Genomic DNA, 24321 nt, shown 5'->3' with positions numbered 1-24321 from the left:
AGTTATTTGTATAACAATTTGATTTCGTTTGCTATATCAATAGCCACTTCTCTTTTAGATTTAAGTGCAAAATTTTTCTTTTTTAAGGCCTTATCCATTATAGATACCTTATTTGTTAAATGCCCGAAACCTGCCCCTTTGTATTTCAAAGAATTAATAACGATAATGTCAAGGTTTTTATTTTTTAGTTTCTTAATGGCATTTTCGGTTTCATTCTCGGTTTCGAGTGCAAACCCAACAAGAAACTGATTGTTTTTTTTTCTTTTGCCCATCTCAGCAAGAATGTCGGAAGTTCTTTCAAGCTCCAGACTTAAATGAGAGGATGCTTTTTTTATTTTATGTTTGGCCTGCATCTTCGGTGTATAATCTGCAACAGCTGCAGCCATTATGGTGATATCGGCATGCTGAAATTTCTCAAGGCAGGTTTTATGCATTTCTGCAGCAGAAGTTACTTCTGTAAGATGGTTATTTGGGTGAGAAATGCTAATATGGACAGGGCCTGTAATCAATGACACCTTTGCCCCTCTTTCAGCACATTCACGGGCAAGCTCAAAACCCATAAGCCCTGAAGAATGATTACTAATGAACCTTACGGGGTCAATATTTTCGCAGGTAGGGCCTGCTGTAATTAAAATTTTTTTGTTTTTAAAATCTTCTTTTTTTTTTTGGTATTCGGCAATTATTTTTATTATTTTCTCAGGTTCTTCCATTCTGCCTGCACCGCATAAGCCACTTGCCAGTTCGCCCTCTTGTGGCTTAATAAGGTAATTTCCGTAAGAACAAAGTGTTTTAACATTTTTTTGAGTCGAAGGGTGTTTGTACATATCTGTATCCATAGCCGGAGCAAAAAAAACAGGGCATTTTGCTGCAAGATATGTAGCGACTAAAAGATTGTCCGCTAAACCTGAAACCATTTTCGCTAAAGTATTTGCTGTTACCGGGGCTATGAGAAAAATATCAGCCCAGTTTCCCAGTTCTATATGACTGTTCCAACTTCCGTCAGTTTTGTTGAACCCTTCACAAAGCGCCGGCTTTCCAGATAGAGTTGAAAGTGTTAGCGGGGTTACAAAATCTTTCGCTGCAGGTGTCATGATTATTTGAACTATTGCACCTTCTTTAATAAGCAGCCGAATTAAAATGGGAATTTTATAAGCAGCAATGCTGCCGGTAATACCTATTATTATTTTTTTTCCCTTAAGCATAGCTTTTTACTTCTAAAAATCTGTAGGATTTTCTTTAAGCGGATTGCGGAAATATAATTTGCTATTTAAATATTCACTTACTGCTATTAATGTTGGTTTTGGAAGACGTTCATAATACTTGGCAATTTCAATCTGTTCGCGGTTTTCAAAAATTTCTTCCAGGTTGTCAGTGGTCGATGAGAATTCTTCAATTTTAGAATTCAGTTCTTCTTTCAGGTTAGAAGCTATTCTGTTTGCACGATTTGAGAGAATAACCACTGTTTCGTAAATGTTACCTGTTTCTTTAACAAAATCGTTAATGTTTCTTGTAACGGCCAACGCCCCTGTTTTTGATTTCTTAATGTCCATTTTTTGATTTTATTAATTGATTATAAACTGTTTGTTTTGTTCATTTCTTTTTCATCAATTTTTAATAATTCCTTATCAATATTTTTCATAACGGATTTAGCATCTTTTAAATATTTTGATTCAGGAAAAGCATTTAATAGTGAGTTGTACGAATCGCGGGCAAGTTCAAAGCGCTCTTTCTTTTTCCTTTCAACACTGTTTTGTGCATAAAAAAAACTTGATGTCAGCATGTAATAATATGCATCTTCCCTGAATTTTGTATCAGGATAGTCTTTTAGGAGGTTATTAAAAGAAATAAATGCGGATTGGTAGCTCTCGATTTTAAAATATAATTTTGCAATTTCGTAAGCCTTTTTTTCAAGTTTACCCCTTAATTCATCAATAAGTTCGTTGCATTTAGCGATGCGTTCACTTTTAGGGTAAGAATTAATAAAAATTTGCAGTTGCTTAATTGCATCAATGGTAATGGTTTGGTCTAAGCCATATTCCGGGGAATATAAATACTGACAGTAAGCAGACATATAATTGCATTCTTCGGCATATCTGCTGGCTGGAAAAGTGGCTGCAAATTTTGCAAAATAATACCCCGCCTGCAGATAATCGCTTTCGCCATAATAGCAGTAAGCGTAATAGAAATTAATTTTCTCTGATGTATCGGTGCCGCGGTAATAAATAAGCAATTCATCAAAAAGCTGCATGGCACGGTGATAATCTTCTTTCTCATAAAGCTCAAGGGCTGTTTTGTATTTCAATCTCAGGTCTGAACTTTTTACAACCTTACGGTATTCGCTGCATGAATTCAACAAAAGACCTGCCAATAGCAGAATGCAGAAAGTAATGCTCTTTGCAAAGTGATTCATGGTGCAAAATTAGTGTTTTTTTGCATAGAATAACTTTTTTCCTTAAATAATTATTGTATAAGAATTTCAAAGATTTATTCAGGACTTGGTTCTATTGCCAATTAAAAATCCATATATTGCTGAAAACTGCATTGCATGTATGATTTTGCCTGCTTTAACAATTCACTTTCTGTATAAACAGAAACCGAATCAATTTTCAGCAAAACAGTTTTTTCTAAATTGGCATCATAGCATATTTCCGCTCCTTTTCTGACAAAACCAAAGCCGTTGTTAAAAGCATAGAAAGCAAATTCATTACTTGCGGGATTCAGGAGGTTTTTGCTCCACGAAAAACTATCTGATGGAATAGCAAGTTGCGTTAATAGGGTTTTTGCGAGGTCGGTTTGCGAGCCGGTTTTTGATATTATAGTTCCTTTATATTCCTCTTTAATCACATCACCACAAAACATCAAAACTATTTTATGATAGTCGGGTGAGTAATAACTATGGTTACGGTAAGAACTATGGCTATGGTCAGATATCAACACAAAAAGAGTGTTTTCGTACCACGGCTGTTTCTTAGCAAGGATAAAGAAATTCTTCAGGCAATTGTCCGCATAAAATGCAGCATTCACATATTTTTTTTCAAACTCAGGCCATGTAAAATTTTCCGGCATATTGCAATCATAAGGCGAATGTGTGCTTAATGTAAAAATACAGGTAATAAATGGTGGTTTTTGCCTGTTAATTTCTTTCAGAAAATAGGGGAACGTATATTCATCATGCACTCCAAGTTTTCCCCTGGGCAAATTTGAAGGAAGATCCTCTTCCTCAATTATTCTGTCAAAATTGTTATACATCATGTAACTCTTGATATTCCCGTAAATAAGCTGGCCTCCGAAATAGAATGAAGAGAAATAACCTTCTTGCTTTATGCTTTTATTCAGCGAGGGTAGTTTGTTGTATTTTTCAGGTTGTGATGTTATTGTAGTAATTGTCTGCGCCGGGAACCCGCTGAAGATAGCTGCCATCCCTTCCTGAGAGCGTGTGCCACTTGAATATATATTCGTAAATAAAACTCCATCATGTTCAAGTTCATGAAAAAAAGGTGTAATGCCTTTTTCTCCTCCCAGACTTTCAATAAGGTCCGCTGACCATCCTTCAAGGATAAAGAAAACAATATTAGGCCTGTTTGTGTTTAATATTTTAATAATGCTATCTGAGGCAACATTGAACATTTTATCCACCTCTTCACATGCTTCACTCAACTTAAAATATTCATAAGGGTTTTTGTGAATCAAATTGTAATTATCTATTATACTACGACCGAGATTCCATAAAGAATTTACGGAAATATTGTTTAATATTTCATGATGAGAATAATATGACTGGCTCTGGTTTATTGGTATCTGCTTCGCCCCTCCTCTTAAACCAAGAAATAATAAACCAGGCATAAGAATAATAAATAAAAAAGAAAAAAGGTGATTTTTTGTTGTGGCTTGAATTTTTTTATAAAAAACTTTCAAATAAAGTAAGTAAAACAATATTTGTTGAACAGGTAAGGCAATAGCAAATACAATAAGTTGCCAGGTTTGAGCTGTACCAATAATTTCTTTGGGATTTATCAGATACATCAATGCTTTATAATGAAGTTTGGTTTTCCATTCACCGTAAACTCCGCTTTCAGCAATTGCAATAAAAATCACCAAAAATAAAACAATAAATACATAAATTTTATTAAGTATCTCTATCCAACGTGTTTGATAAAAACTTTGTATAATAAGTATAATAAAAGGCAACCCCATAATATAACATATTGCAGAAATATCAAGAGGCAGAGAATGCCAAAAAACGCCAATGTATTCGATGAAAGTTACTCCTTTCAGAAAATTTATATTGTAGAAAGAAAAAATTACGCGTAAAATGTTAAAAATAACAAGCCAAAACAGGAACTGTTTCAGAAAAGAAATGATTATCTGCCGTTGTAAAGTCTTTTTAGGCATAGCTTCTGCAAAATTATAATATTACGTTATAAGTTAAAAATTTTTATGTAAAACAATTCTTCTTATTTTTGTAGTTATTCTTTTAATTAATATAAACTAAAAAATGATTTTATCATGAGAAAAATTTCTTTTGCTTTTATTATTTCGTTGTTTTTGGCCATCGTTACTGCCAGTGCTCAAATCAGTAAAAATATTACTAAAATAGCAACTATTACAGCACCTTCCGGATGGATACAATTTCATGAAGATAAAAACATTAATCCGTCAAATGTTTTTAATGTTTATAAAGGGGAGTTCGGCTTAACAAACAACGAACAGATGATTGCTGTCAGAACAGAAAGCGATAAACTTGGTTTTACACACCAACGTTATCAGCAATATTGTCAAAATATTCCTATTGAAGGAGCTGAATTTATTATTCACAGCAAAAATGGAAAAGCCGTTAGTGGAAATGGAAATATCATATATGGTATTAATACGGTATCCACCCCTTCATTATCTCCGCAAGATGCTATTAACAAGGCTATTTCTTTTACTAATGCAGAAACCTATATGTGGGAATCTCAGGAAAATGAAGCATTGATAAAAAGGGCAAAAAAAGACCCACAAGCCACATATTATCCCAAAGCCCAATTAGTTTATATTGATAAAAATTTCAGCAAAGATGCTTCCAAATATATATTAGCATATAAAGTAAATATTTACGCATCTCAACCCTTATCTCATAAATATGTTTATGTTGATGCGCTCAACGGAAATATTTACCACACTCTTGAACGTATCCATGTAACGGATGTTCCTGCTGTTGCTCACACTAAGTTCAGCGGAGTTCAGAATATAACAGTTGACTCTACAGGACCAGGCGCTTATCGCCTAAGAGAAACCAGCCGTAGTGGTGTTGAAACATATGACCTTAACACCGGGACAAACTACGGTGCAGCCGTTGATTTCACTCATCCTGATACTGATTGGGACCTTACTAATACAGAATTAGATGAAGTGGCTCTTGACGCACATTTTGGTGCAGAGCAAACTTACGATTATTACCAGAATATGCATGGCCGGAACAGCTATGATGATAATGGCTCCATACTATTAAGCTATGTGCATTATGATGAGGATTATGCTAATGCATTTTGGGATGGTACACGCATGACTTATGGAGATGGTGACGGGACATCACAAGGGCCTTTTACTGCATTGGATGTTTGTGCACATGAGCTTACACATGGAGTGACCGAATATACTGCCAACCTTGTTTATCAAAATGAGCCCGGTGCATTAAACGAGGCTTTCAGCGATATTTTTTCGGCTGCTGTTGAATTCTATGCCACACCTGCTCTGGCTGACTGGTTTGTTGGAGAAGATTTCGACCTTTCAGGAGGCAATGGCTTCAGAAACATGTCAGACCCCAACGAAGATGACCAGCCGGATACTTACCATGGCACACATTGGTATTCAGGCACCATGGATAATGGCGGAGTTCACTTAAATAACAGCATTGGCAATTTCTGGTTTTATTTGCTTACCGAAGGTGGAAGCGGAATTAATGACTTTGGTAATGCATATAATGTTCATGGCATCGGATTTGGAAAATCCGATTCTATTGCCTACAGAGCTCTTTCAGTATATCTGACAAGCACATCCGAGTTTTACGATGCCCGCCTTGCAACCATACAGGCTGCTATTGATATTTTTGGTAACTGCTCGGAAGAAATGATGCAAACAGCCAATGCTTGGTACGCAGTAGGATTGGGGATGATGGTAGCAGATAACGACCTGTATGCTAACCGAGTTACCCAACCCGTTACTGCCTGTGGAATGACAAACGAAACTGTCTCTGTAAGGACGATTTACAATGGCTGCATGTTACCTCTTTTGGCTAACGATACTGTATTTTTCGGGTATCAGGCTGATGGCGGTGTTCTTGTTAATGACACATTGATACTTACTGCTGACCTTAATGGAGGTGATACCCTAAATTTTACCTTTTCGGAACAAGCAGATGTTCATGTTATAGGAACGCATCACATTAAATGCTGGGTAAGTTATAAAAACGATACCATTAGCATGAATGATACTATTCAGGACTATTCATTTATTAATAAGATTTATCAAAACAGCGACGTAGGCGTTACAGGTATTCTTGAACCCGCTTCAAAATGTTTTATGTCAAATGATGAAGACCTAACCATTCAGGTTAGCTTTTTCGGATGTGAATTCCTGGGCGCTGGCAATGAAATACCTGTGGCATATACTGTTGATAACGGGGTTACCTGGGTAAATGATACAATTACTACTACCTACGACTTTTTCCCGGATTCTGTTATTTATCATACTTTTTCCACACCTGTAGATTTATCAGAACCTAATATTTATACCATCAGGGCAAAGACAAATTTTGAGATTGACAGTATGAACAACAACGACCTTTACAGTATGGCAAATATTAAAAATCCTTTTGCACTGGCCGACACCATGATAACTTTTGAAGAAGCAAACACCATCAGAAATTTTCTTGTTACACTCGGTTCACAAGCACATGCCGGTGTAGCTTCTGCAGCCAGTAACCCAAATTCCGGAACAAAAGGTTTCCGAATGACAGGTGGAAATGCGATGGAATACTATACCCTGCTTGAATTCCCCGATGGTGGAAACAACTGGGAAATAAATGAGTTCCTGTCTGCGAAAATAACTTTCTGTGTTGATGCTACTGCCTGGAGCCACGCATACCTTAACTTCGACCTGAAGCAGACTTTCGGGAAGACGGCCTATGAAATGTTTCTTGGCGATGGAATGGACTTTAGTATGGCAAGTAATTTCAGGGTGCTTGTTAATGACTCTATTCAAATAGGCGGGACATACAATCCCACTTCAGCAAGCACCGACCCATTTGTTACCTATTGGATTAACATGGATTCTTATGCGGGTACACAGTTTACCGTTACTTTTGAATCCCGCAATATTTCAAAAGACACACTTCTTTTTGTTATGGATAACGCTTATTTGGATAATGTTGGGTTCCATCAGCTTTCCTATGAAGGCTTCCAGGATATCAGCCTTGATAATTATATTAATGTATATCCCAATCCCGTAAGTGAGCAAGTTCATATTGACCTTTTCTCAAACACTGAACAACAGATTGCAATAGCACTTTTTGATATACAAGGAAAGTTGGTATCTATGAAAAACGAAAATGCAATAAACGGACAGAACCTTTACAAAATGAATCTTAAAGAGCTACCAGATGGATTATATTTTATAAGGGTAACAGCAGGGACGGGGATTTATAACAGCAAGGTAATAAAACAATAAAGTTTATTTCAACTTAATTATATCCCAAACTTTATTAAAAAAACTTATAACATCTTGGGGAGGTTCATAACCGGGGCCTCCCCATTTTATTTCATAAGTTTTTCCATCGCTTTCATATCGGATAAAAGAGGTCATATTCCCGGGATGTGAAATATTCTTTTCAGAAATATTTAAGTTGTTAAATTCATTAAATATTTCTGCTGTTACTTTTTTATTCATCTTTTTAATGAAATCTTTTGGATATTCTTTATTATACCTTAAGATTTCTCCATTTTTTTTTACTAGAAAAACATCATATTTCCCCGTAATGCCCCCTCCCTTGCCTATCGTAAAAGAATGTTGGGGATATGTCGTTTTGCAAGAATTTGAAACTAATAATACCATGATAATCAAAATATTAATTGTCTTCATTTATGGTTTTTGTTTAATATAATTAATTGATAAGTTTATTAATACTAAGATTACCACCTACATCCTTCGGGGTACTTCTATTCCGAGTAATTCCATTGAATTTTTAATAAGAATGCCTGAAAACAATGACAATGCAAGCCTAAAATTCTTCCTGTTTTCTTCTGTTTCTTTCAACACCGGAATACATTGATAAAACTGGTTGTACAGCTTTGCGAGCTCGTAAACATAATTTGCTATTAGCGCAGGGCTTAACTCTTCAGCAGCTAAAGTAAGAACCCGTTTGAAATCGTAGCATGATAATATAAGTTCACGTTCCTCTTCGAGCAAAATAGGTATTTCAGAATATTTGAACGTTTCTGATTTTCTTTCAGCTTTTCTCAGCAGAGATTGTATTCGTGCATAGGTATATTGAATAAAAGGCCCTGTATTTCCCTCAAAGTCAACAGATTCAGCGGGGTTATAAAGTATATTTTTAACAGGGTCCACTTTCAGAATAAAATATTTCAATCCGCCTAAACCTATTATTTTAAAGAGATTTTCAGCTTCTTCACTTTCAAAATTTTCAATTTTTCCAAGCTGCATAGTAATTTGCCTTGCTGTTTCAGTAACTTCATCTATCAAATCGTCAGCATCCACTACGGTTCCTTCACGTGATTTCATTTTTCCTTCGGGAAGTTCTACCATACCGTATGAAAAATGTATTATGTTTTCCGCCCAATTGTAGCCAGCTTTTAATAAAACTTTTTTCAATACTTCAAAATGATAGTTTTGCTCGTTTCCTACCACATAAATCATTCTTTCAGGAGCAAAATCATCATATCGCAAACAGGCAGTGCCCAGATCTTGTGTCATGTACACAGAAGTGCCATCGGCACGCAGCAAAAGTTTTTCATCCAATCCATCGCTGGTTAAATCAACCCAAACGGAGCCATCTTCTTTTTGTTTAAATACACCGGCAGCAAGCCCTTTATTCACAATTTCTTTTCCAAGAAGATAAGTTTGCGATTCGTAATAGGTTTTATCGAAAGCAATACCCAGCTGTTTATAAGTCTTTTTAAATCCCTCATATACCCATGAATTCATTTTCTTCCATACAGCTCTTACTACAATATCATTTTGCTCCCATTTTCTTAACATTTCCTGTGCTTCCAGCATCAGAGGTGCTTTTTTTTCAGCATCTTCTTCAGTGATGCCTTCACTTTTTAACTTCTCAATTTCAGATTTATAATGTTTATCGAACTCCACATAATACTTACCCACCAGTTTGTCACCTTTCAGCCCTGTGCTTTCCGGGGTTTCACCTCTGCCCCATTTCAACCATGCCAGCATAGATTTGCAAATATGAATGCCGCGGTCGTTAACCAGGTTAACTTGTACCACATTCTTCCCGTTGGCTTTCAGTATTCGTGAAACCGAATCACCTAAAAGATTGTTGCGTATATGTCCCAAGTGCAGTGGTTTATTTGTATTGGGCGATGAAAATTCAACAAGTACCGGGGGCATTGAAGCATCCGGTTGATTGATTCCGTATGAAGCATCACAATAATTATTTTTTAAAAAAACCTGCCAGTATATATCGCTTATTTTTATGTTTAAAAAACCTTTTACTACGCTGTAATTTTGAACAAAGTCTAGATGTGCTTTCAGGTAATCGCCTAAATCGTTAGCAGTCAGTTCTGGTGTTTTTTTTGAAAAGCGCACTAAAGGAAAAACCATGATGGTAAAGTCGGCCTGATTACGAAACTGAAGGTTAGTCCTCTGGACATTAATAGTAGATTTATCAATCTTTTGCCTGTAAAGAATTTCAATGGCATCAGTCGTAGTATTTATCAGTTTGTTTTCGAGCATCAATTTTTTTTAAGCAAACTTACATAAAATTTTTTTTAAAAAGCCATACTAAAAAATGAACATATCTGCATAGATAAAAATAAATAATCTTTTACTTGCATAAATTATTTTTAGCTGTTATTTTTGTCAAATAATTTTAAATATCATTAAAATAAGTGGAACCCAGAAACCACAAAAAACCACCTGCCCCGGCAGGATGAATCGGGGGGCATAAGTTGAAAAGCCAAAAGAGTAAACATCATTAAATTTTTTATTTTATGAAACAAGTAGTAAAATTTTTCTCGAGCGTTCTGCTGTTTTTTGCCATGATACAAATCAGTGTGGCAGGCCCTCAGGAAGACCTGATTACAGCATGCAAACAAGGCAATCTGGATGGCGTGAAGGCAGCCATCAGTGCGGGCGCCAATGTGAACCAGATGGATGCTGCCGGACAGGTTCCGATGGGATATGCCGTTATGTGGCCTGAAGTTGTTACCTATCTTCTTGACAACGGCGCCGACCCTAACCAGGGTAATACCAGTGCATTATACAATGCAGTAGTCTATTATTCCGTTGACGTTATTAAATTATTACTTGCCAAAGGGGCAGATGTCAATAAAGGGACTATCATCCCGGGTAATGCAGCTGTCAAAATTTACCAGAAACTGTTAGACGATGAAAAGGCAAAAGGCAAGAAAGCAAATAAACTGATGATAAAATCATACGAAGACCTCATTGCACAAGCAGGACCTGCAACACCGGATAAAACTGAAACACCATTGCAATATGCTGTTGCAAATTCTAATTGCGTGGAGTGCGTGAAATTATTGCTTGATGCAGGCGCAAAAACAGATGTTAAAGATGCCGAAAACGGCAACTTAATCTATTCGTTCGCATCTTCTGCCCAAGAACCGAAAGTGAGGATCGATGGTTGGAAATCACAACACCAGACCTTTGAAACTACTTATGGAATGAAATTGCCAGATTGGTTCAAAAACCTTGATGAAACACGCTGCGGAAAAGCTGAAGATATTTTAATGCTTATATTAAAAAAAGGATTAGATGTAAATGACGCAAATACTACATACGGGTTTAACGCTCTCGGAAGGGCATTATATTACAAGAAAATTTCCATTGCAAAAGTCCTTTTACAAAACGGAGCAGATCCAAAAATTCCAATTAAGTACCACTCCGGAGATAAATCTTTAGCCGAAATATTTCCTATTTGCCAGGCAGCAGAGGTAGGTAATCTGGAACTGATGAAATTGATTGTGGAAAAAGGTGCCGACATTAACACCAAGGCCAAAGGCATGTCATTGATGAATGTGCAAAACTTAACAGGAGGCGAAAACTACACACCTTTGAATCTCTCATTAGGAAATAAAAAACCTGACATTGCTGCCTATCTGATCGAAAAAGGCGCAGACATAAATATTGGAGTTGAGGGTTATGTTGCAGTAAGGCCACAAAACATTCCCGACAACGTGAATTTAAATTGCCTGGTTTCCGTTACAAAGAAAACACCAATATATTGGGCAATTGAAGCCGGCTCCATGGAGGTTGTGAAATTATTAGCCGAAAAAATGTTATGGAAATTTAACCCGGACTATACTGTTAAAACATTGGGTGGAAGTGTTACATCTGGGGCATTTACCTACGAATGTATAAAATACAAAGATCAATATAACCCTTCTGCATGGGCTTTGGAAGTCGGGCAAAAAGAAATAGCAGGATTTCTATTATCAAAGGGTATGTAATTGTTTCTTACAAAACTCTGTTCATTATCAGATAGAGAAGAGGCTATCTCAAAACCGAAACAGCCTCTTCTAATTTATTACTGAGAAAAAATTTGTTTTATATTATATCAAATAATTCAGTGTCTATCTGCAATTGTCCAATAGTGCGTTAAACTGTTTATTAAATCCCCAAGAAATTAAAAGTAACTGCTGCCGTCCCAGCAATGAGTACAAAGTTTCTCTTTTGGAAGGCCAATGGCATCAACAAGAGCATTGAGTTTCTGGAATGCAAGTGATGTGAATCCCATATTCCGCTTTATTTGCTCCACCATTGCTTTATAATCTTCGGTAGTGCAATTCGAAAATGCTGTCATATCCGTGTTTTCTTTCCCGAGCAATTGTTTTACGGCAGTATGTGTTGCCAGGTCAAGGTTGGAACGGGAACGGCTGAAATTCAAAAACAGGCAGGGGTATGTCAGCGGCGGGCAAGCGATGCGCATGTGCACTTCACTAATTCCTGCTATACATAAAGCACGTACATTATCTTTTAGTTGGGTACCCCTTACAATTGAATCATCCAGAAATACTCCTCCTTTCCCTTTAATTATAGAATTATTTGCAATAAGTTTCATTTTTGCTACAAGGTCTCTTGTAACTTGATTTTGTGGCATAAAACTACGCGGCCATGTGGGTGTATATTTGATGTACGGCCTCTTTAAGGGTAGTTGTCTTTGATTGCTGTAACCATAAGCATGGCCGATTCCAGAATCGGGTATTCCTGCAACAAAGTCGGCTTCCACAGTATCATCTTTTCCCAGCGCTTTCCCACAATTATAACGGCACTCATCAACATTGATGCCTTCGTAATACGAGGGAGGATAGCCATAATAGACCCATAAAAAAGAGCATACTTGCATTTTATCATTAGGTTTACGGAGTTGTTCACAACCTTCGGCAGTTATCTTAACAATTTCGCCCGGACCCAGATATTTATCTATTTCAAAACCTAGGTTCGGGAAAGCAATGGTCTCAAAACTGGCAGCAAAAGCGTTGTCCGTTTTTCCAATTACTATAGGTGTTCGGCCAAGTTTGTCCCTTGCCGCATAAATACCATCCGAAGTGATTATCAGCATGGAACAGGATCCTTTAACAGTTTCATACACATGTTCTATCCCTGACACAAAATCATCTTTATCAGCTATCAGCATAGCCACAAGTTCAGTTGAATTTATAGCTCCCTGGCTTATTTCAGTGAACAAACGGTGCTGCTTCATAAAACGCGCCTGCAGCTCATCGATATTCGCAATTTTGGCTACCGTAGCAACTGCAAACCATCCCAGATGTGAAGAAACTATTATTGGTTGCGACTCTGTATCACTGATGACACCAATTCCAATATTGCCTTTAAAATTTTTTAGATTTTCTTCAAATTTATTTCTGAAATAACCATCCTCAAGACTGTGAATGGCACGCTGAAAACCTTTTTCTTTAGAATAAAAAACCATCCCCGCTCTTTTTGTGCCGAGGTGACTGTGGTAATCAGTACCGTAATATACATCTTTAACACAATCTTCTTTTGAAACACATCCAAAAAAACCACTCATATTTTTTAATTTATAAATTGAGGTCAAAAATAATTATTATCCGTCTTTAAAAATAAGAAAGTTATTAGTTTTTTTTAACTCTTTTATAATGGCCTGTTTAAGATTTTTCCCTAAACTAGCAGATTATACATTATTAAAGACAAATTCCTCGGGCATAACTGTCATCAAATTACATAAATTGAAACTGCCCTAAAAGTTATCACAATAATAACTTTAAAGGCAGCCTCATTTTTAATTCGTTACACCTTATCAAGACTTCAAAGATAAATGTCAACAATGAGTCTTATTAATCTGCTATTTAACAATTATTTTGTAAAACATAAACATTGTTTCTGTTTGTAACTTAAGTGTGTAAATCCTGTATGCTTATATAAAACAACTTCTGTTAAAATTGCTATTTTTGCAATAGAAAACATTACAAAACCTTGATATGAAAATACGCATTTTACTGCTAATGCTCATTTGTTATTGCTTCAATGCAGGAGCACAAACACAGATATTATTCCAGTCGGATCAGACTAAGTCATACCTGCTTTCATATATCAATAATAACGAAGAAAGCCAACAGGTTATCAACGAGTTTATAGACGTTATCGCAAAATTTATCCCCAAACCCGTACATCAAACGAAGATAACTTTTACTATAGATGAAAATGTAAAAATAACCCGGGAAAAAAACACTGTAAAAATATTTGTTGAATATCAAAACATCCTGTTTAACGGCGATATTTTTTACAAAGGTTTTAACATGTCAGAGGTAGTGTTTCCTTCAAAATACGAATTTACTTCCACGCTGAGTCGTAAAAACGGCCCTGCCATCGCCGAGTTCACACAGCCCAGAACCAATTTCTCTCCTGCATATAACGAAACGGTATTGTTTTATAATGACTCCATTTTTGCAAACTCATATAACTTCCTTGTGCACACCACCAAGTTCTATTATGACAATGAGTCGCGCAACCGTTTTAGAACAAAAGCCGTGCTTGTGGACGAATATTATCTTGCAGACCTTGACCTTGATAATATAAGTAAGCAACTATCTACCATCAACTCCAATGATTTTGAGAATCTTGAAAAAACGCAAGCACTGATGAACAGCCTGAAAGCTAAAACAGACAATATCGCCGGCGCAGCTTTTTGGAAAGCACTTCATATTGAATCTTTCGACCCCCTGAAACTTAGTAGTAAACTTTTTGACATCGCTAAAAACCATCAGCAGATTCAAAGCCAGCTTGACTACACCAAATCTGTAATTCATGAAGCATATTACAATAAAGGAGTAAATTTATACAACAATAAAAAGATTCAGGAAGCAAAAAATGCTTTTGAAAAATCGTTGGCTTATAATCCTGTGTTTGGGCCATCACAATTTTATATAGCACTGATTGCATACGAAAACAATAAAGTGGAAGACGCCAAAAAAGAACTTCAGAAATTGTTTTCTTTTAAAAATTTTGACAATGCCACACTCCGTGCAGCATACGATCTGGCGAATGCCATACAGTGGTATGACATGAATATTGCTGCAGGGCTGCTGTTGGACAACAAATATACCGAGGCACTCACTGCTGTGGGTAAAGCAGAAACATTCTGCAACAGCATTTCATCCGTCACCTGTAATGATACCATTGAGCTAATCAAAAGGGACTGCCATAAAGGGATTTATGCGTCCTATATCACAACAGCCGAAAATCTTTTTAATAAAAAAAATTATGACGAAGCGGAATCCGAAACATCAAAGGCTTTAAATTACAAGCAAAAATATTCAACTTATATTACAGAGAATCAGGATGCACTGGAGCTGATGCAAAAAGTACGCATTGAACAATATTACCTTGCAATGCGAAGGGGAAAAGAAAAAATGATAGCCAAAAACTTTCGGGAAGCTTTTAAAGAGTTTTTATACGCAAAATCTATTGAAGATGAATACCCTGTAAAAAAAGACCGCCTGCTTCCCGAACTGCTTAAAAATTCAAAGAAGGAAGTGATGTTGCTCGACCTTGACATAGCAGAAAAAGATGTGACTGACAATAACCTCAAAAAAGCCAGAAATATATTAAAACAAGTGATTGATGAGCAAAAAAATTATGAGTTGCAGAACGATGAAACACTATCCCTGCGGATAGAAAACCTTAAAAAAGCCATATTCAGCCAGGAATGTGCGAATGCCCAAAAAGAATACGACACCAAAATTGCTTCGGCAATAAAAGATGAAAACGCCAACAATTACATTACAGCACTATCATTATATTCTGAAGCCCTTAAAGTCATTGAAAACAACCTTGATTGCGGCATCAGCGATATGCTTGCCAAAAAAGGCTTAGCTAATGCGGAAAAACCTGCAAATTATCAAATACAGTATAATCAATGTCATGAGTTTGTTAAAAACAATAATTATCTGAAAGCCATTGAAACATACAATAAGCTAACGGCTTATTTTAATGAAAATGAAATCAGTGATTATGGTATCTCTCATTTGCCGCTGCATCTGTACATTTCCAATTATGAATCTGCTTTTGTTTCTTATGGGCTCACATGGCTGACGGATAAGGGAGAAATTGAAAATGCCTTGTTTTTGCTTAAAATGCTGAAGCAACGTAATACTGTAAAATCAGCAACAAAATTTCAGCAAGTGGCGTTGGGAAATGCTTATGCCATCAGGGATTTTAAAGCCGGAAATACCTTAAATCCCAAACTTACTGTTGCCGAATATACCAACAACGACAAATGGTACAGCTTTTTTACCAAGGAATATCTGAAAAGAATAAAAAAGTTGAAATAAAATTCTTTGCATCTATAAATATAAATTATTTCTTTTAGAGAATAAATAAGGTATTAATCTAAATATCTAACAAATTTTTATTTTAAAATGATATTTTATTGATTATTACCTATACTTTGCCCCTGCTGACTTATAAGGTTTATTAACCGTTACAGAATAAAAAAATTTTCAATCTCTTTAATTTCTTAATACTTAAAGCTATATCTTTGCATAAAACATTATATACAAACCAAAAAAATATATATGAACCGAAAAAATGTTATTATTATTGGAGCTGCGGGTAGGGATTTTCATAATTTCAACACCTACTTCAGGGGAAACGAAGCATACAATGTTGTTGCCTTTACAGCCGCACAAATTCCTGACATTGCAGGAAGAAAGTATCCCAAAGAACTTGCCGGAAACCTCTATCCTGATGGCATTCCAATATATCTGGAAAATGATTTGCCCAAACTGATAAAAGAGCTCAATGCAGATATCTGCGTATTTGCATACAGCGATGTTACTTACCAGAAAGTTATGGGCATTAGCGCCATTGTAAATACTGCCGGCGCTGATTTTATGTTGCTTGGACCGAAACAAACTCAGGTAAAAAGCAGCAAACCTATGATTGCCGTTTGTGCTGTGCGCACAGGTTGTGGCAAAAGCCAGACATCACGCCGCGTTATTGAGATTTTGATGGATATGGGGCTTAAGGTTGTTGCCATTCGTCACCCCATGCCTTATGGAGACCTCAACGCACAAAAAGTACAACGTTTTGCCACAGTGGAAGACCTCAAAAAACACAAATGCACCATCGAAGAAATGGAAGAATACGAACCACATGTGGTCCGTGGTAATGTGATTTATTCCGGCGTTGATTACGAAGCCATTTTACGTGAAGCTGAAAAAGAAGCCGATGTGATATTATGGGATGGTGGCAACAATGATTTTTCATTTTACAAAACGGATTTATTCATCACTGTTGTTGACCCGCATCGTCCCGGGCATGAGTTAAAATATTATCCTGGTGAAACTACCCTACGCCTGTCTGACGTAGTTGTAATTAACAAAATGGACAGCGCAGCTCCCGAGAATATTCAAACTGTTCGCGAAAGCATCAGCAAGGTAAATCCAAAAGCTGTTGTAATTGACGGTGCCTCGCCACTGACGGTAGATAAGCCTGAACTGATTAAAGGTAAAAAAGTTCTTGTTGTAGAAGACGGCCCTACCCTCACCCACGGTGAAATGAAAATCGGTGCAGGCACAGTGGCAGCTATGAAATTCGGTGCTGCCGAACTGGTTGACCCAAGAGCCTATGCCGTTGGCAAACTGGCAGAAACATTTAAAATTTATCCCAACATTGGAACACTTTTGCCAGCCATGGGGTACGGTGAACAACAAATAGCAGACCTGGAAAAGACCATAGCCGCCACACCATGCGACGCTGTTGTGATTGCCACACCCATTGACCTGAACCGTATCGTAAAAATTAACAAACCTACGGTGAAAGTTGGTTATGACCTGCAGGAAATAGGACGCCCCAACCTCGAAGATGTTATCGGAGATTTTCTGGTAAAACACAACCTGGTTAAGAGCGGATGCTCATGCTGTCAGTAAAATTCAGGCGACGAAAGTCGCCTTTTTTTTTTATCTTTATATTAAAAAAAAGTATTTTTGAAAACCCACAATAACGTAAACACCAAATAATGAAAAACAGAAGCTTAATATCCATTGATGACTTCACCAAAGAAGATTACATTAATGTGCTCGACACAGCCGAGACCTTTGAACGTGAACCCGTTCAGAACATTCTCAACGGCAAAGTGGTCGCTACTTTATTCTTTGAACCCTCCACACGCACACGCCTAAGCTTTGAAAGCGCTGTGAATTACCTTGGCGGAAAAGTCATTGGTTTTTCTGATGCCTCCAGCTCAAGCGTTAAAAAAGGCGAATCCCTGAAAGACACTATTCTTACCGTTTGCAACTATTCCGACCTGATAGTAATGAGACACCCAAAGGAAGGCAGCGCCAGATATGCGAGCGAAGTAGGGTCCAAACCTATCATCAATGCTGGCGACGGAGCCAACCAGCACCCGACACAATGCCTGCTCGACCTTTATTCAATTCGAAAAACACAGGGCAAACTCGATAAGCTCGACATCGTGTTTGTTGGCGACCTGAAATATGGGCGCACTGTGCATTCTCTGGTTATTGCCATGACCAACTTCAATTGCCGTTATCATCTGGTTTCCCCGCTGGAACTGAAACTTCCCAGCTCGGTCAAAATGCACATCAAAGAAAAAAAACTGGAGTATTACCAATACACCGAACTGAGTGAAGCGATTCCTAAAGCTGATATTATTTATATGACGCGCATACAACGCGAACGTTTTTCCGACCCCATTGAATATGAAAAAGTTAAGAATTCTTATGTTTTAAGTAAAAGTCTGTTAACAGACACAAAACCAAATTTAAAAATACTGCATCCCCTGCCGCGTGTGAATGAAATAGATGAAGATGTGGACAAAATGCCACAGGCATATTATTTCCAGCAGGCATTAAACGGCTTGTTTGTACGCCAGGCATTGTTAAAATTAATCTTAGGAGTTTAAAAAAATGGAAGCAAATAATAAACCAAGAAAAGAGCTTGTGGTTTCTGCCATAGAAAACGGAACCGTTATTGACCACATCCCGACTCAGAGTGTTTTTCAGGTTATCAGAATCCTTAATCTTGACCTGATAGACCAGCAAATCCTTTTCGGCACCAACCTCGATAGTAGCAAATACGGAAAAAAAGGCATCATCAAAGTAAGCAATAAGTTTTTTGAACCCATTGAAATCAACAAAATAGCTCTGGTGGCCCCCTCTGCAACCCTCATTGTTATCAAAGACTATCATGTTGTTGAAAAAAAGAAAGTTGAAATTCCGGATGATATCAACGAATTTGTAAAATGTGTAAACCCTAACTGCATCACAAATGTTGAAGATGTCCCTACAAAATTTAAAGTGATAAATAAGGATGAATCCAAACTGAAATGCCATTATTGCGAGAAGATTACTGAGAAGAAAAATATGGTGTTTAAATAGTTAACAGTAAACAGTAAACAGTTAAGAGTTAGAGTTTTAAGTTTGGATAAAAAAACAAATAAGTTGCCTGATTTTGCTTCGGGTTTGTATGATTCGGGGAGAAATACAGCAGATATGGCTGTGGAAGCCGTAGGCAATAATCCCGAACATTTTGCTTTTGTGTTAAATCTCTGTTTTAATGAACCCTATCCCCTCTGCATGAGAGCTGCACGCGTGGTTCAATTGTGTTGTGAGAAAAATCCTTCATTGATTTTATCATACCTTGAGGAAGTAATTGAAAAAACTGTAAAGTCGGAAGTTGATGGCGTTAAAAGAAATTTTCTAAAGATAATTACAGAATTAATTGACTTCAACCTTGTAAAAGATAATGCAATGCTCTTACAGACATGTTTTGACTGGCTTATCTCCCCCAAAGAAGCAATTGCAATAAGGTATTACTGCATCGCTATTATTGAAAAGTTTTGTAAGTATGAGCCGGAGTTAAAACCAGAATTTAGAGCATCATTGGAGTTTAGCATGGACGAGGCTTCTGCTGGCTTTCGCAACAGGGCGATGAAAGCGCTCAAAAAGTTATAAAGACGAAATATTCTGTTCTTTAGTAACCAAGTGTTTTTCCTTTTTCCAAAGCAGGTATTCCGTTTTTCATCCACTCTGGCATAGGTTCTCCTTTAAGGTAATGGTCAAAAAATTGTTTCATTCTTATGCTTAGGTCAATACGGTTTGGCCACTTTTCGAGGTTGTGTGCATCGTTGTTATAATTGAGCATCCACACAGGCTTATCGAGGCGGCGCAGGGCGCTGAAAAATTCTATACCTTGATACCATGGCACAGCACCATCGTTGTCGTTGTTCATCATCAGCAAAGGCGTTGTCACTTTGTCGGCATAAAACAAAGGAGAATTCTGCATATATAATTCTGGTTTTTCCCAAAGGGTGGCCCCTATCCTGCTCTGAGATTCTTCATACTGAAACATGCGGCTCATGCCTGATTCCCAACGTATACCGCCATAGGCGCTGGTCATATTGGTAACGGCGGCGCCCGCCATGGCAGCTTTGTAAATATTTGTCTGCGTAACAAGGTATGCCACCTGATATCCCCCCCAGCTCTGGCCCTGTATGCCGATATTGTCTTTGTCAACAAAGCCGAAAGTTTTTATGTATTCGGAGCCGCTCACCACACAATCGTATGCCGAAGGCCCCGGGTATCCGGACTTGTACCTGATATCAGGCATAAAAACAACATACCCGTTACTGCAGTATATTGCAGGATTGATAATCGAACGGCTCGGCGATGGTATCCAATGTGAGTTAAGCTGGTCGGCATAGCGTTCATAAAAATATACGATAACGGGATATTTCTTAGTAGCATCAAAATTTTCGGGTTTGTATAATAAACCCTCCAGTGGAATACCGTTATAAGAAGTCCAATGAACAAGTTCCACACTTCCCCAGTAATAGTTTTGCTGCTGTGGATTGGCATCCGAAACCTGTATGGGTTTTGAAAAATCCATACCGCTATATAAAACATCAGGATATTGAATAAACGACTGTTTGCTGAAAAGCACCTTGTCGGCGTTTTTTACTTTGGCAATAAAATTCATCTGGAAGTCCCCGAATATTAGTTTTTGCGGTGCTTCGTTTTTTTTCAGATTAAGTGCTGCAAAACCGCTGCTACGCGTCTGTGTGTCGAACACACTCAGAAGCATTGGATTTTTTATATCAATAAATTCAGCATCTTTATCGGTGCGGACAAAACGGTATTCAAGTTTATTGCTCCTGCCGTTTTTTGTAATGTTGACAGGGGCAACAGCCATCAGCGGATCTATCTTCCAGATATCGTATTTGTCATAAATAAAAACACAGGCATCATTTTCCGCCCAACCTGCAACACCATAAGGAGAAGGCTCTTCAGGGGCATCATTTTCTTCATCATAAAAATTTACAGGAATATTTTTTGTGAGGCATGTATGCGTATTATTTTTCACCGAATAGGCATTCCATGTTGAATCATCACTATTATAATACAATAGGAAATTGCCGAAAGGTGAAATCATAACATCATACTGATGTTTTTTTAGTACTAGTTTTTTATTCCCGTTTGTTACATCTACGATATAATGGTCAGCATAAGAGGGTGTTTCCCACGAATAAAGTTTCTGATAAGGAATTCCTGCTGATGCGTGAGCAATGCCTGTATTTTTTTTCAAGATCCTGACTTTATCAATAAGGGAATCCGCCAGTTGCACCATAACAGCATCGCGTAATGAAAAAACGGCAAGATATGTTTTTTTCTTATCCTTATCGAGGCTTTTAAGCTGCTCTGTCTGCAGGCGCCCGTCTGTCCAACTCCATAAATCGAGTTTCACTTTTTCTTCTTCAAGCAGGGTGTCTTCCTGCTCCTGTATTGAATGTTGGGCTGTGCCAAAATAAATAAATTCACCGTCTTCCGAAAACCAGGGCTGCTGATTATCGCTCATATTCCAGTTTTGAGGGAAACTCTTATTTATGGTATCTATTATAGTTTTTGGGTGATTCAGCATGTGGTTCCAGTAATTCATCACGTATTGTTTCACCTTTCCTGTATCGGACGAATACTGAAAAACCATTTGTTTTCCCGCCTCATCGGAAGCAATGTTTTTAGCGATACCATTCATCTTAAAAACAGTATCAATCTTGTTTTTATCAGCAGTAAAAACAGAAACCGCCACACTGTCAACAGAATCTTTTTTAACGGAAATCATAGAGAGCAAAGCACCGTTTTTTGAAAAATCATACTCTGTTACTAATTTATTGGTTAAAATGATTTCGTTGTGAGGATGGTATATTAACAGGTCCGTGCCCGTTTGCTTAGGCGATTTTTTCTTTTCTTTTTTTATTTCTGTTTTTTTGTTTTGGGTGCTATCTGCGCTTTCTGTTGAGTCTTTTTGCGATTTTTTTTCTTTTTTCTCTTCAAGCAGTATGGCAATCCATCCACCTCCCTCTTTGCCTGTTTTATATGATTTTACATTATCGAATTTTTTCAGTGTTCTTGTTTTCATTATCCATACGCCTGCTGAATCTTTGGGAAGGTCTTCATCCTTGGTTTTCTTTAATTTCAGCTTTCTGATAGTGTCTTCCGGCTGTTTAATTTTAAATACGATAAAGTCGGAATTGTGAGACAAACGGGCATCACATCCGCGGCTTACAGAATCTTTTATGTTTTTTGAAGGATTGACAAAATAAAGCCATCCATCGCCTTTCAACGGGTTTATTTCATAACAAACCCACTTGCCGTCGTTTGAGATTTGGACATTTTTTAAGGTTTTCCATGAAGTGTAAACGGAATGGTCTAATGCCTTTTTGGGGTTATTCTGTGCCTTTAGAGTCAGGCAGCATAAAATAACGCAGAAGGTTACAAATGAATTTTTTTTCAAAATCTGATAATTTGATAGCTATAAAAAAACATAGAAAGTAAAACCTGCAAAATTATTTCTGACGGCTTTTAGCCTTCATATCATAGTGGATTATTTCCTCAACCTGTTCATAATCTATACGTTTGGCAACAATCTTCTTTTTGTCGTCGAGCAGGTATATTACAGGCGTACTGTAGATATCATAAGTTTCGGCAAAGTGCGGGGTAACGGCACGCGGGCCGTTTACATTGATAAAAGGCATGTTGTTTTTTCGTATGAATTTCTTCATCTCTGCCATGTTGGTATCTGTACAAACAGCAAATACCTCTATACCTAATTCCGATTTTTTTGTTTTATATAATTCAACAAGCTTGGGAATTTCAGTTTTACAATGCCCGCATTCATAGTCCCAGAACAATAATACGGTATATGCGGCTTTAATGGCATAAAGGGATTGCAACTGAAGGCTGGTGTCCTGCATAATCAGAGGAGGGGCTTCTTTGCCAAGTAATATGGGTTTAAATTTTTTTGCACGTTTTACAATATTTTCCAATGTGGTAGCCGACATCCAATAGCATTGGTTTGTCATATAATAGGTTTCGACCATGTGGACAAAAATAGCATCAAACCCCATGATCTTGGAAGTTTCATAAGTATAAGTAAGATACCACACCACATATTTAAACATTTCTTTATTGGCACGTGCTTTCTCAACAATTTTATCTGCTTCCGCAATAATGGTATCAGGATGCTGCATAATCAGGTTAGTAAAATAATTGTTGATGCGGTTATAGAATACGGGAGTTCTAAGTATTCTGTCATCACTAAAATCTATATTGTCCCAGTAATGATTTTTAAAGTAATAGTAACGAAAAACAGAATCCGGCCTTCCATTTGGAAGTATGGGTATCTCGGGAAGTTCCGGGTCGCGTGAAGCTATAAAAACCCTGGCAATAAATGTATCCGGATGTTTTTTTATAAAATCAATTTTATAATTTTTTACATCAGACTCAGCTTTTTCCATTTGTGTTTTAATTACTTCGAGTGAGTCTTTATGGTCTTTTAGCAATTCATACTTCTTCCTCAGATTGTTGAATATCTTTTGTCCTTCATTAGCATAATTAAGGTATTCATAAAATAATTGGTTTTCTTTCGAACCTTTTATCTTCATATTCTTAACCAAATCAGAAGTGTCTGTTTCAAGAGTCAATTCCTGCTCTGTATTGATAATAAACTCAAAAAATCTTTTTTTAGGAGTTACAATAAAATATATGCCTCCGGGGAGAGGTTCGGCACCCTCAAATAACAATTCCCCTTTAGAGTTGGCTTTAGCAGTATCGTCAATATATTGGTGTTGCCCGTAATAATGCCCGAGGTAGCAATTGCTGTCGGCCACACCGGTTATTTTTGCCCTTATTTTATATCCTGATTGTAGGTTGCTTATCTGGCTGGAAGGCTGATGTAATGCTATGTTGCCTGCAAAAAGTGTAGTAAGAATAATATTAGTAAGGAAATATATCATAATTGTAAAATTTTTACAAATTTAATGCTAAAGACAAAACGACAGAAATTTTATTTTATTTTTTTGAGAGTTATGAATACTAATACCAAAGTGAAATAGTACATGCTTGCTGAACCTGTCGAAGCAAAGACGTGCTACAAATCCATACTTTACTTGCTTTTTAATATTTCATATATTATATTTGCCCCATAAATATCTTATATACCTTGATTAATGGTAACAATTAATTTTATAATATTTCAAACCTCATATTTTTGTAAGTATTTGTATTA

The 24321-nt window shown here is 37.0% G+C and carries 16 protein-coding genes; 7 read left to right on the top strand and 9 right to left on the bottom strand.

Translation table 11 applies throughout. The annotated features are described in order from the left end of the window. Window positions 1-2 precede the first annotated feature (2 nt). The 4 genes from coaBC to M0R16_08515 all read right to left on the bottom strand — a co-directional run bounded on the left by coaBC (window position 3) and on the right by M0R16_08515 (window position 4392). The gene (coaBC, locus tag M0R16_08530; protein MCK9612933.1) at window positions 3-1202 is read right to left on the bottom strand and encodes a bifunctional phosphopantothenoylcysteine decarboxylase/phosphopantothenate--cysteine ligase CoaBC; all 1200 of its coding nucleotides are present in this window, start codon (window positions 1200-1202) and stop codon (window positions 3-5) included. A 12-nt stretch (window positions 1203-1214) separates the two neighbouring features. Then, window positions 1215-1550 carry a DNA-directed RNA polymerase subunit omega gene (locus M0R16_08525; protein MCK9612932.1) on the bottom strand — a complete coding sequence of 112 codons (336 nt, stop codon included), beginning with the start codon at window positions 1548-1550 and terminating at the stop codon, window positions 1215-1217. Window positions 1551-1570: 20 nt separating this feature from the next. Continuing rightward, window positions 1571-2410 carry an outer membrane protein assembly factor BamD gene (gene bamD / locus M0R16_08520; protein ID MCK9612931.1) on the bottom strand — a complete coding sequence of 280 codons (840 nt, stop codon included), beginning with the start codon at window positions 2408-2410 and terminating at the stop codon, window positions 1571-1573. A gap of 101 nt (window positions 2411-2511) precedes the next feature. Next, window positions 2512-4392 (bottom strand): sulfatase-like hydrolase/transferase, encoded by a 1881-nt coding sequence (locus tag M0R16_08515; protein MCK9612930.1) that lies wholly within the window; start codon window positions 4390-4392, stop codon window positions 2512-2514. A gap of 114 nt (window positions 4393-4506) precedes the next feature. Between M0R16_08515 and M0R16_08510 the strand changes: the two genes are divergently transcribed. Continuing rightward, window positions 4507-7707: a M4 family metallopeptidase gene (locus M0R16_08510; GenBank protein ID MCK9612929.1), complete on the top strand. Its 3201-nt coding sequence runs from the start codon at window positions 4507-4509 to the stop codon at window positions 7705-7707. A gap of 3 nt (window positions 7708-7710) precedes the next feature. Here M0R16_08510 and M0R16_08505 read toward each other — a convergent pair whose 3' ends face one another. Together M0R16_08505 and argS are read right to left on the bottom strand one after the other, a co-directional pair. Then, a complete protein-coding gene (locus M0R16_08505) occupies window positions 7711-8118 on the bottom strand; it encodes a hypothetical protein (GenBank protein MCK9612928.1) in 408 nt (135 codons plus the stop codon). Between the two features lie 57 nt (window positions 8119-8175). Beyond that, the gene (gene argS, locus M0R16_08500; protein ID MCK9612927.1) at window positions 8176-9966 is read right to left on the bottom strand and encodes an arginine--tRNA ligase; all 1791 of its coding nucleotides are present in this window, start codon (window positions 9964-9966) and stop codon (window positions 8176-8178) included. A gap of 257 nt (window positions 9967-10223) precedes the next feature. Here argS and M0R16_08495 point away from each other — a divergent pair, with 257 nt between their 5' ends. Continuing rightward, window positions 10224-11702, top strand: coding sequence for an ankyrin repeat domain-containing protein (locus tag M0R16_08495; protein MCK9612926.1), 1479 nt, complete (start codon window positions 10224-10226; stop codon window positions 11700-11702). Between the two features lie 176 nt (window positions 11703-11878). Here the strand turns inward: M0R16_08495 and M0R16_08490 are convergent, their stop codons facing one another. Further along, window positions 11879-13285 (bottom strand): amidophosphoribosyltransferase, encoded by a 1407-nt coding sequence (locus M0R16_08490; protein MCK9612925.1) that lies wholly within the window; start codon window positions 13283-13285, stop codon window positions 11879-11881. A gap of 430 nt (window positions 13286-13715) precedes the next feature. Between M0R16_08490 and M0R16_08485 the strand changes: the two genes are divergently transcribed. The 5 genes from M0R16_08485 to M0R16_08465 all read left to right on the top strand — a co-directional run bounded on the left by M0R16_08485 (window position 13716) and on the right by M0R16_08465 (window position 19712). Further along, window positions 13716-16067: a tetratricopeptide repeat protein gene (locus M0R16_08485; GenBank protein MCK9612924.1), complete on the top strand. Its 2352-nt coding sequence runs from the start codon at window positions 13716-13718 to the stop codon at window positions 16065-16067. A 243-nt stretch (window positions 16068-16310) separates the two neighbouring features. Continuing rightward, window positions 16311-17666, top strand: a complete 1356-nt coding sequence (locus M0R16_08480) for a cyclic 2,3-diphosphoglycerate synthase (GenBank protein ID MCK9612923.1) — start codon at window positions 16311-16313, stop codon at window positions 17664-17666. An 89-nt stretch (window positions 17667-17755) separates the two neighbouring features. Then, the gene (gene pyrB / locus M0R16_08475; GenBank protein ID MCK9612922.1) at window positions 17756-18661 is read left to right on the top strand and encodes an aspartate carbamoyltransferase; all 906 of its coding nucleotides are present in this window, start codon (window positions 17756-17758) and stop codon (window positions 18659-18661) included. 4 nt (window positions 18662-18665) lie between these two features. Then, the gene (gene pyrI, locus M0R16_08470; protein ID MCK9612921.1) at window positions 18666-19136 is read left to right on the top strand and encodes an aspartate carbamoyltransferase regulatory subunit; all 471 of its coding nucleotides are present in this window, start codon (window positions 18666-18668) and stop codon (window positions 19134-19136) included. A 63-nt stretch (window positions 19137-19199) separates the two neighbouring features. After that, window positions 19200-19712, top strand: coding sequence for a hypothetical protein (locus tag M0R16_08465; protein MCK9612920.1), 513 nt, complete (start codon window positions 19200-19202; stop codon window positions 19710-19712). Between the two features lie 19 nt (window positions 19713-19731). On the opposite strand, the gene M0R16_08460 is transcribed toward M0R16_08465, so the two are convergent. After that, window positions 19732-22548, bottom strand: a complete 2817-nt coding sequence (locus M0R16_08460) for a prolyl oligopeptidase family serine peptidase (protein ID MCK9612919.1) — start codon at window positions 22546-22548, stop codon at window positions 19732-19734. A gap of 52 nt (window positions 22549-22600) precedes the next feature. Then, window positions 22601-24049, bottom strand: coding sequence for a DUF5106 domain-containing protein (locus M0R16_08455; GenBank protein MCK9612918.1), 1449 nt, complete (start codon window positions 24047-24049; stop codon window positions 22601-22603). Window positions 24050-24321 lie beyond the last annotated feature (272 nt).

Source organism: Bacteroidales bacterium (assembly GCA_023228145.1).
GTDB lineage: Bacteria > Bacteroidota > Bacteroidia > Bacteroidales > CAIWKO01 > CAIWKO01.
Note: the sequence above shows the minus strand (reverse complement) of the source record. Positions and strands in the feature narration are given on the sequence as shown.

What these genes read in the sequence shown, in the direction of transcription:
- M0R16_08455 (MCK9612918.1), bottom strand. Translation starts at nt 24,049, where the DNA reads ATGATATATTTCCTTACTAATATTATTCTTACTACACTTTTTGCAGGC.
- coaBC (MCK9612933.1), bottom strand. Translation starts at nt 1,202, where the DNA reads ATGCTTAAGGGAAAAAAAATAATAATAGGTATTACCGGCAGCATTGCT.
- pyrI (MCK9612921.1), top strand. Translation starts at nt 18,666, where the DNA reads ATGGAAGCAAATAATAAACCAAGAAAAGAGCTTGTGGTTTCTGCCATA.
- M0R16_08515 (MCK9612930.1), bottom strand. Translation starts at nt 4,392, where the DNA reads ATGCCTAAAAAGACTTTACAACGGCAGATAATCATTTCTTTTCTGAAA.
- M0R16_08480 (MCK9612923.1), top strand. Translation starts at nt 16,311, where the DNA reads ATGAACCGAAAAAATGTTATTATTATTGGAGCTGCGGGTAGGGATTTT.
- M0R16_08510 (MCK9612929.1), top strand. Translation starts at nt 4,507, where the DNA reads ATGAGAAAAATTTCTTTTGCTTTTATTATTTCGTTGTTTTTGGCCATC.
- argS (MCK9612927.1), bottom strand. Translation starts at nt 9,966, where the DNA reads ATGCTCGAAAACAAACTGATAAATACTACGACTGATGCCATTGAAATT.
- M0R16_08495 (MCK9612926.1), top strand. Translation starts at nt 10,224, where the DNA reads ATGAAACAAGTAGTAAAATTTTTCTCGAGCGTTCTGCTGTTTTTTGCC.
- M0R16_08485 (MCK9612924.1), top strand. Translation starts at nt 13,716, where the DNA reads ATGAAAATACGCATTTTACTGCTAATGCTCATTTGTTATTGCTTCAAT.
- M0R16_08490 (MCK9612925.1), bottom strand. Translation starts at nt 13,285, where the DNA reads ATGAGTGGTTTTTTTGGATGTGTTTCAAAAGAAGATTGTGTTAAAGAT.
- M0R16_08525 (MCK9612932.1), bottom strand. Translation starts at nt 1,550, where the DNA reads ATGGACATTAAGAAATCAAAAACAGGGGCGTTGGCCGTTACAAGAAAC.
- M0R16_08505 (MCK9612928.1), bottom strand. Translation starts at nt 8,118, where the DNA reads ATGAAGACAATTAATATTTTGATTATCATGGTATTATTAGTTTCAAAT.
- bamD (MCK9612931.1), bottom strand. Translation starts at nt 2,410, where the DNA reads ATGAATCACTTTGCAAAGAGCATTACTTTCTGCATTCTGCTATTGGCA.
- pyrB (MCK9612922.1), top strand. Translation starts at nt 17,756, where the DNA reads ATGAAAAACAGAAGCTTAATATCCATTGATGACTTCACCAAAGAAGAT.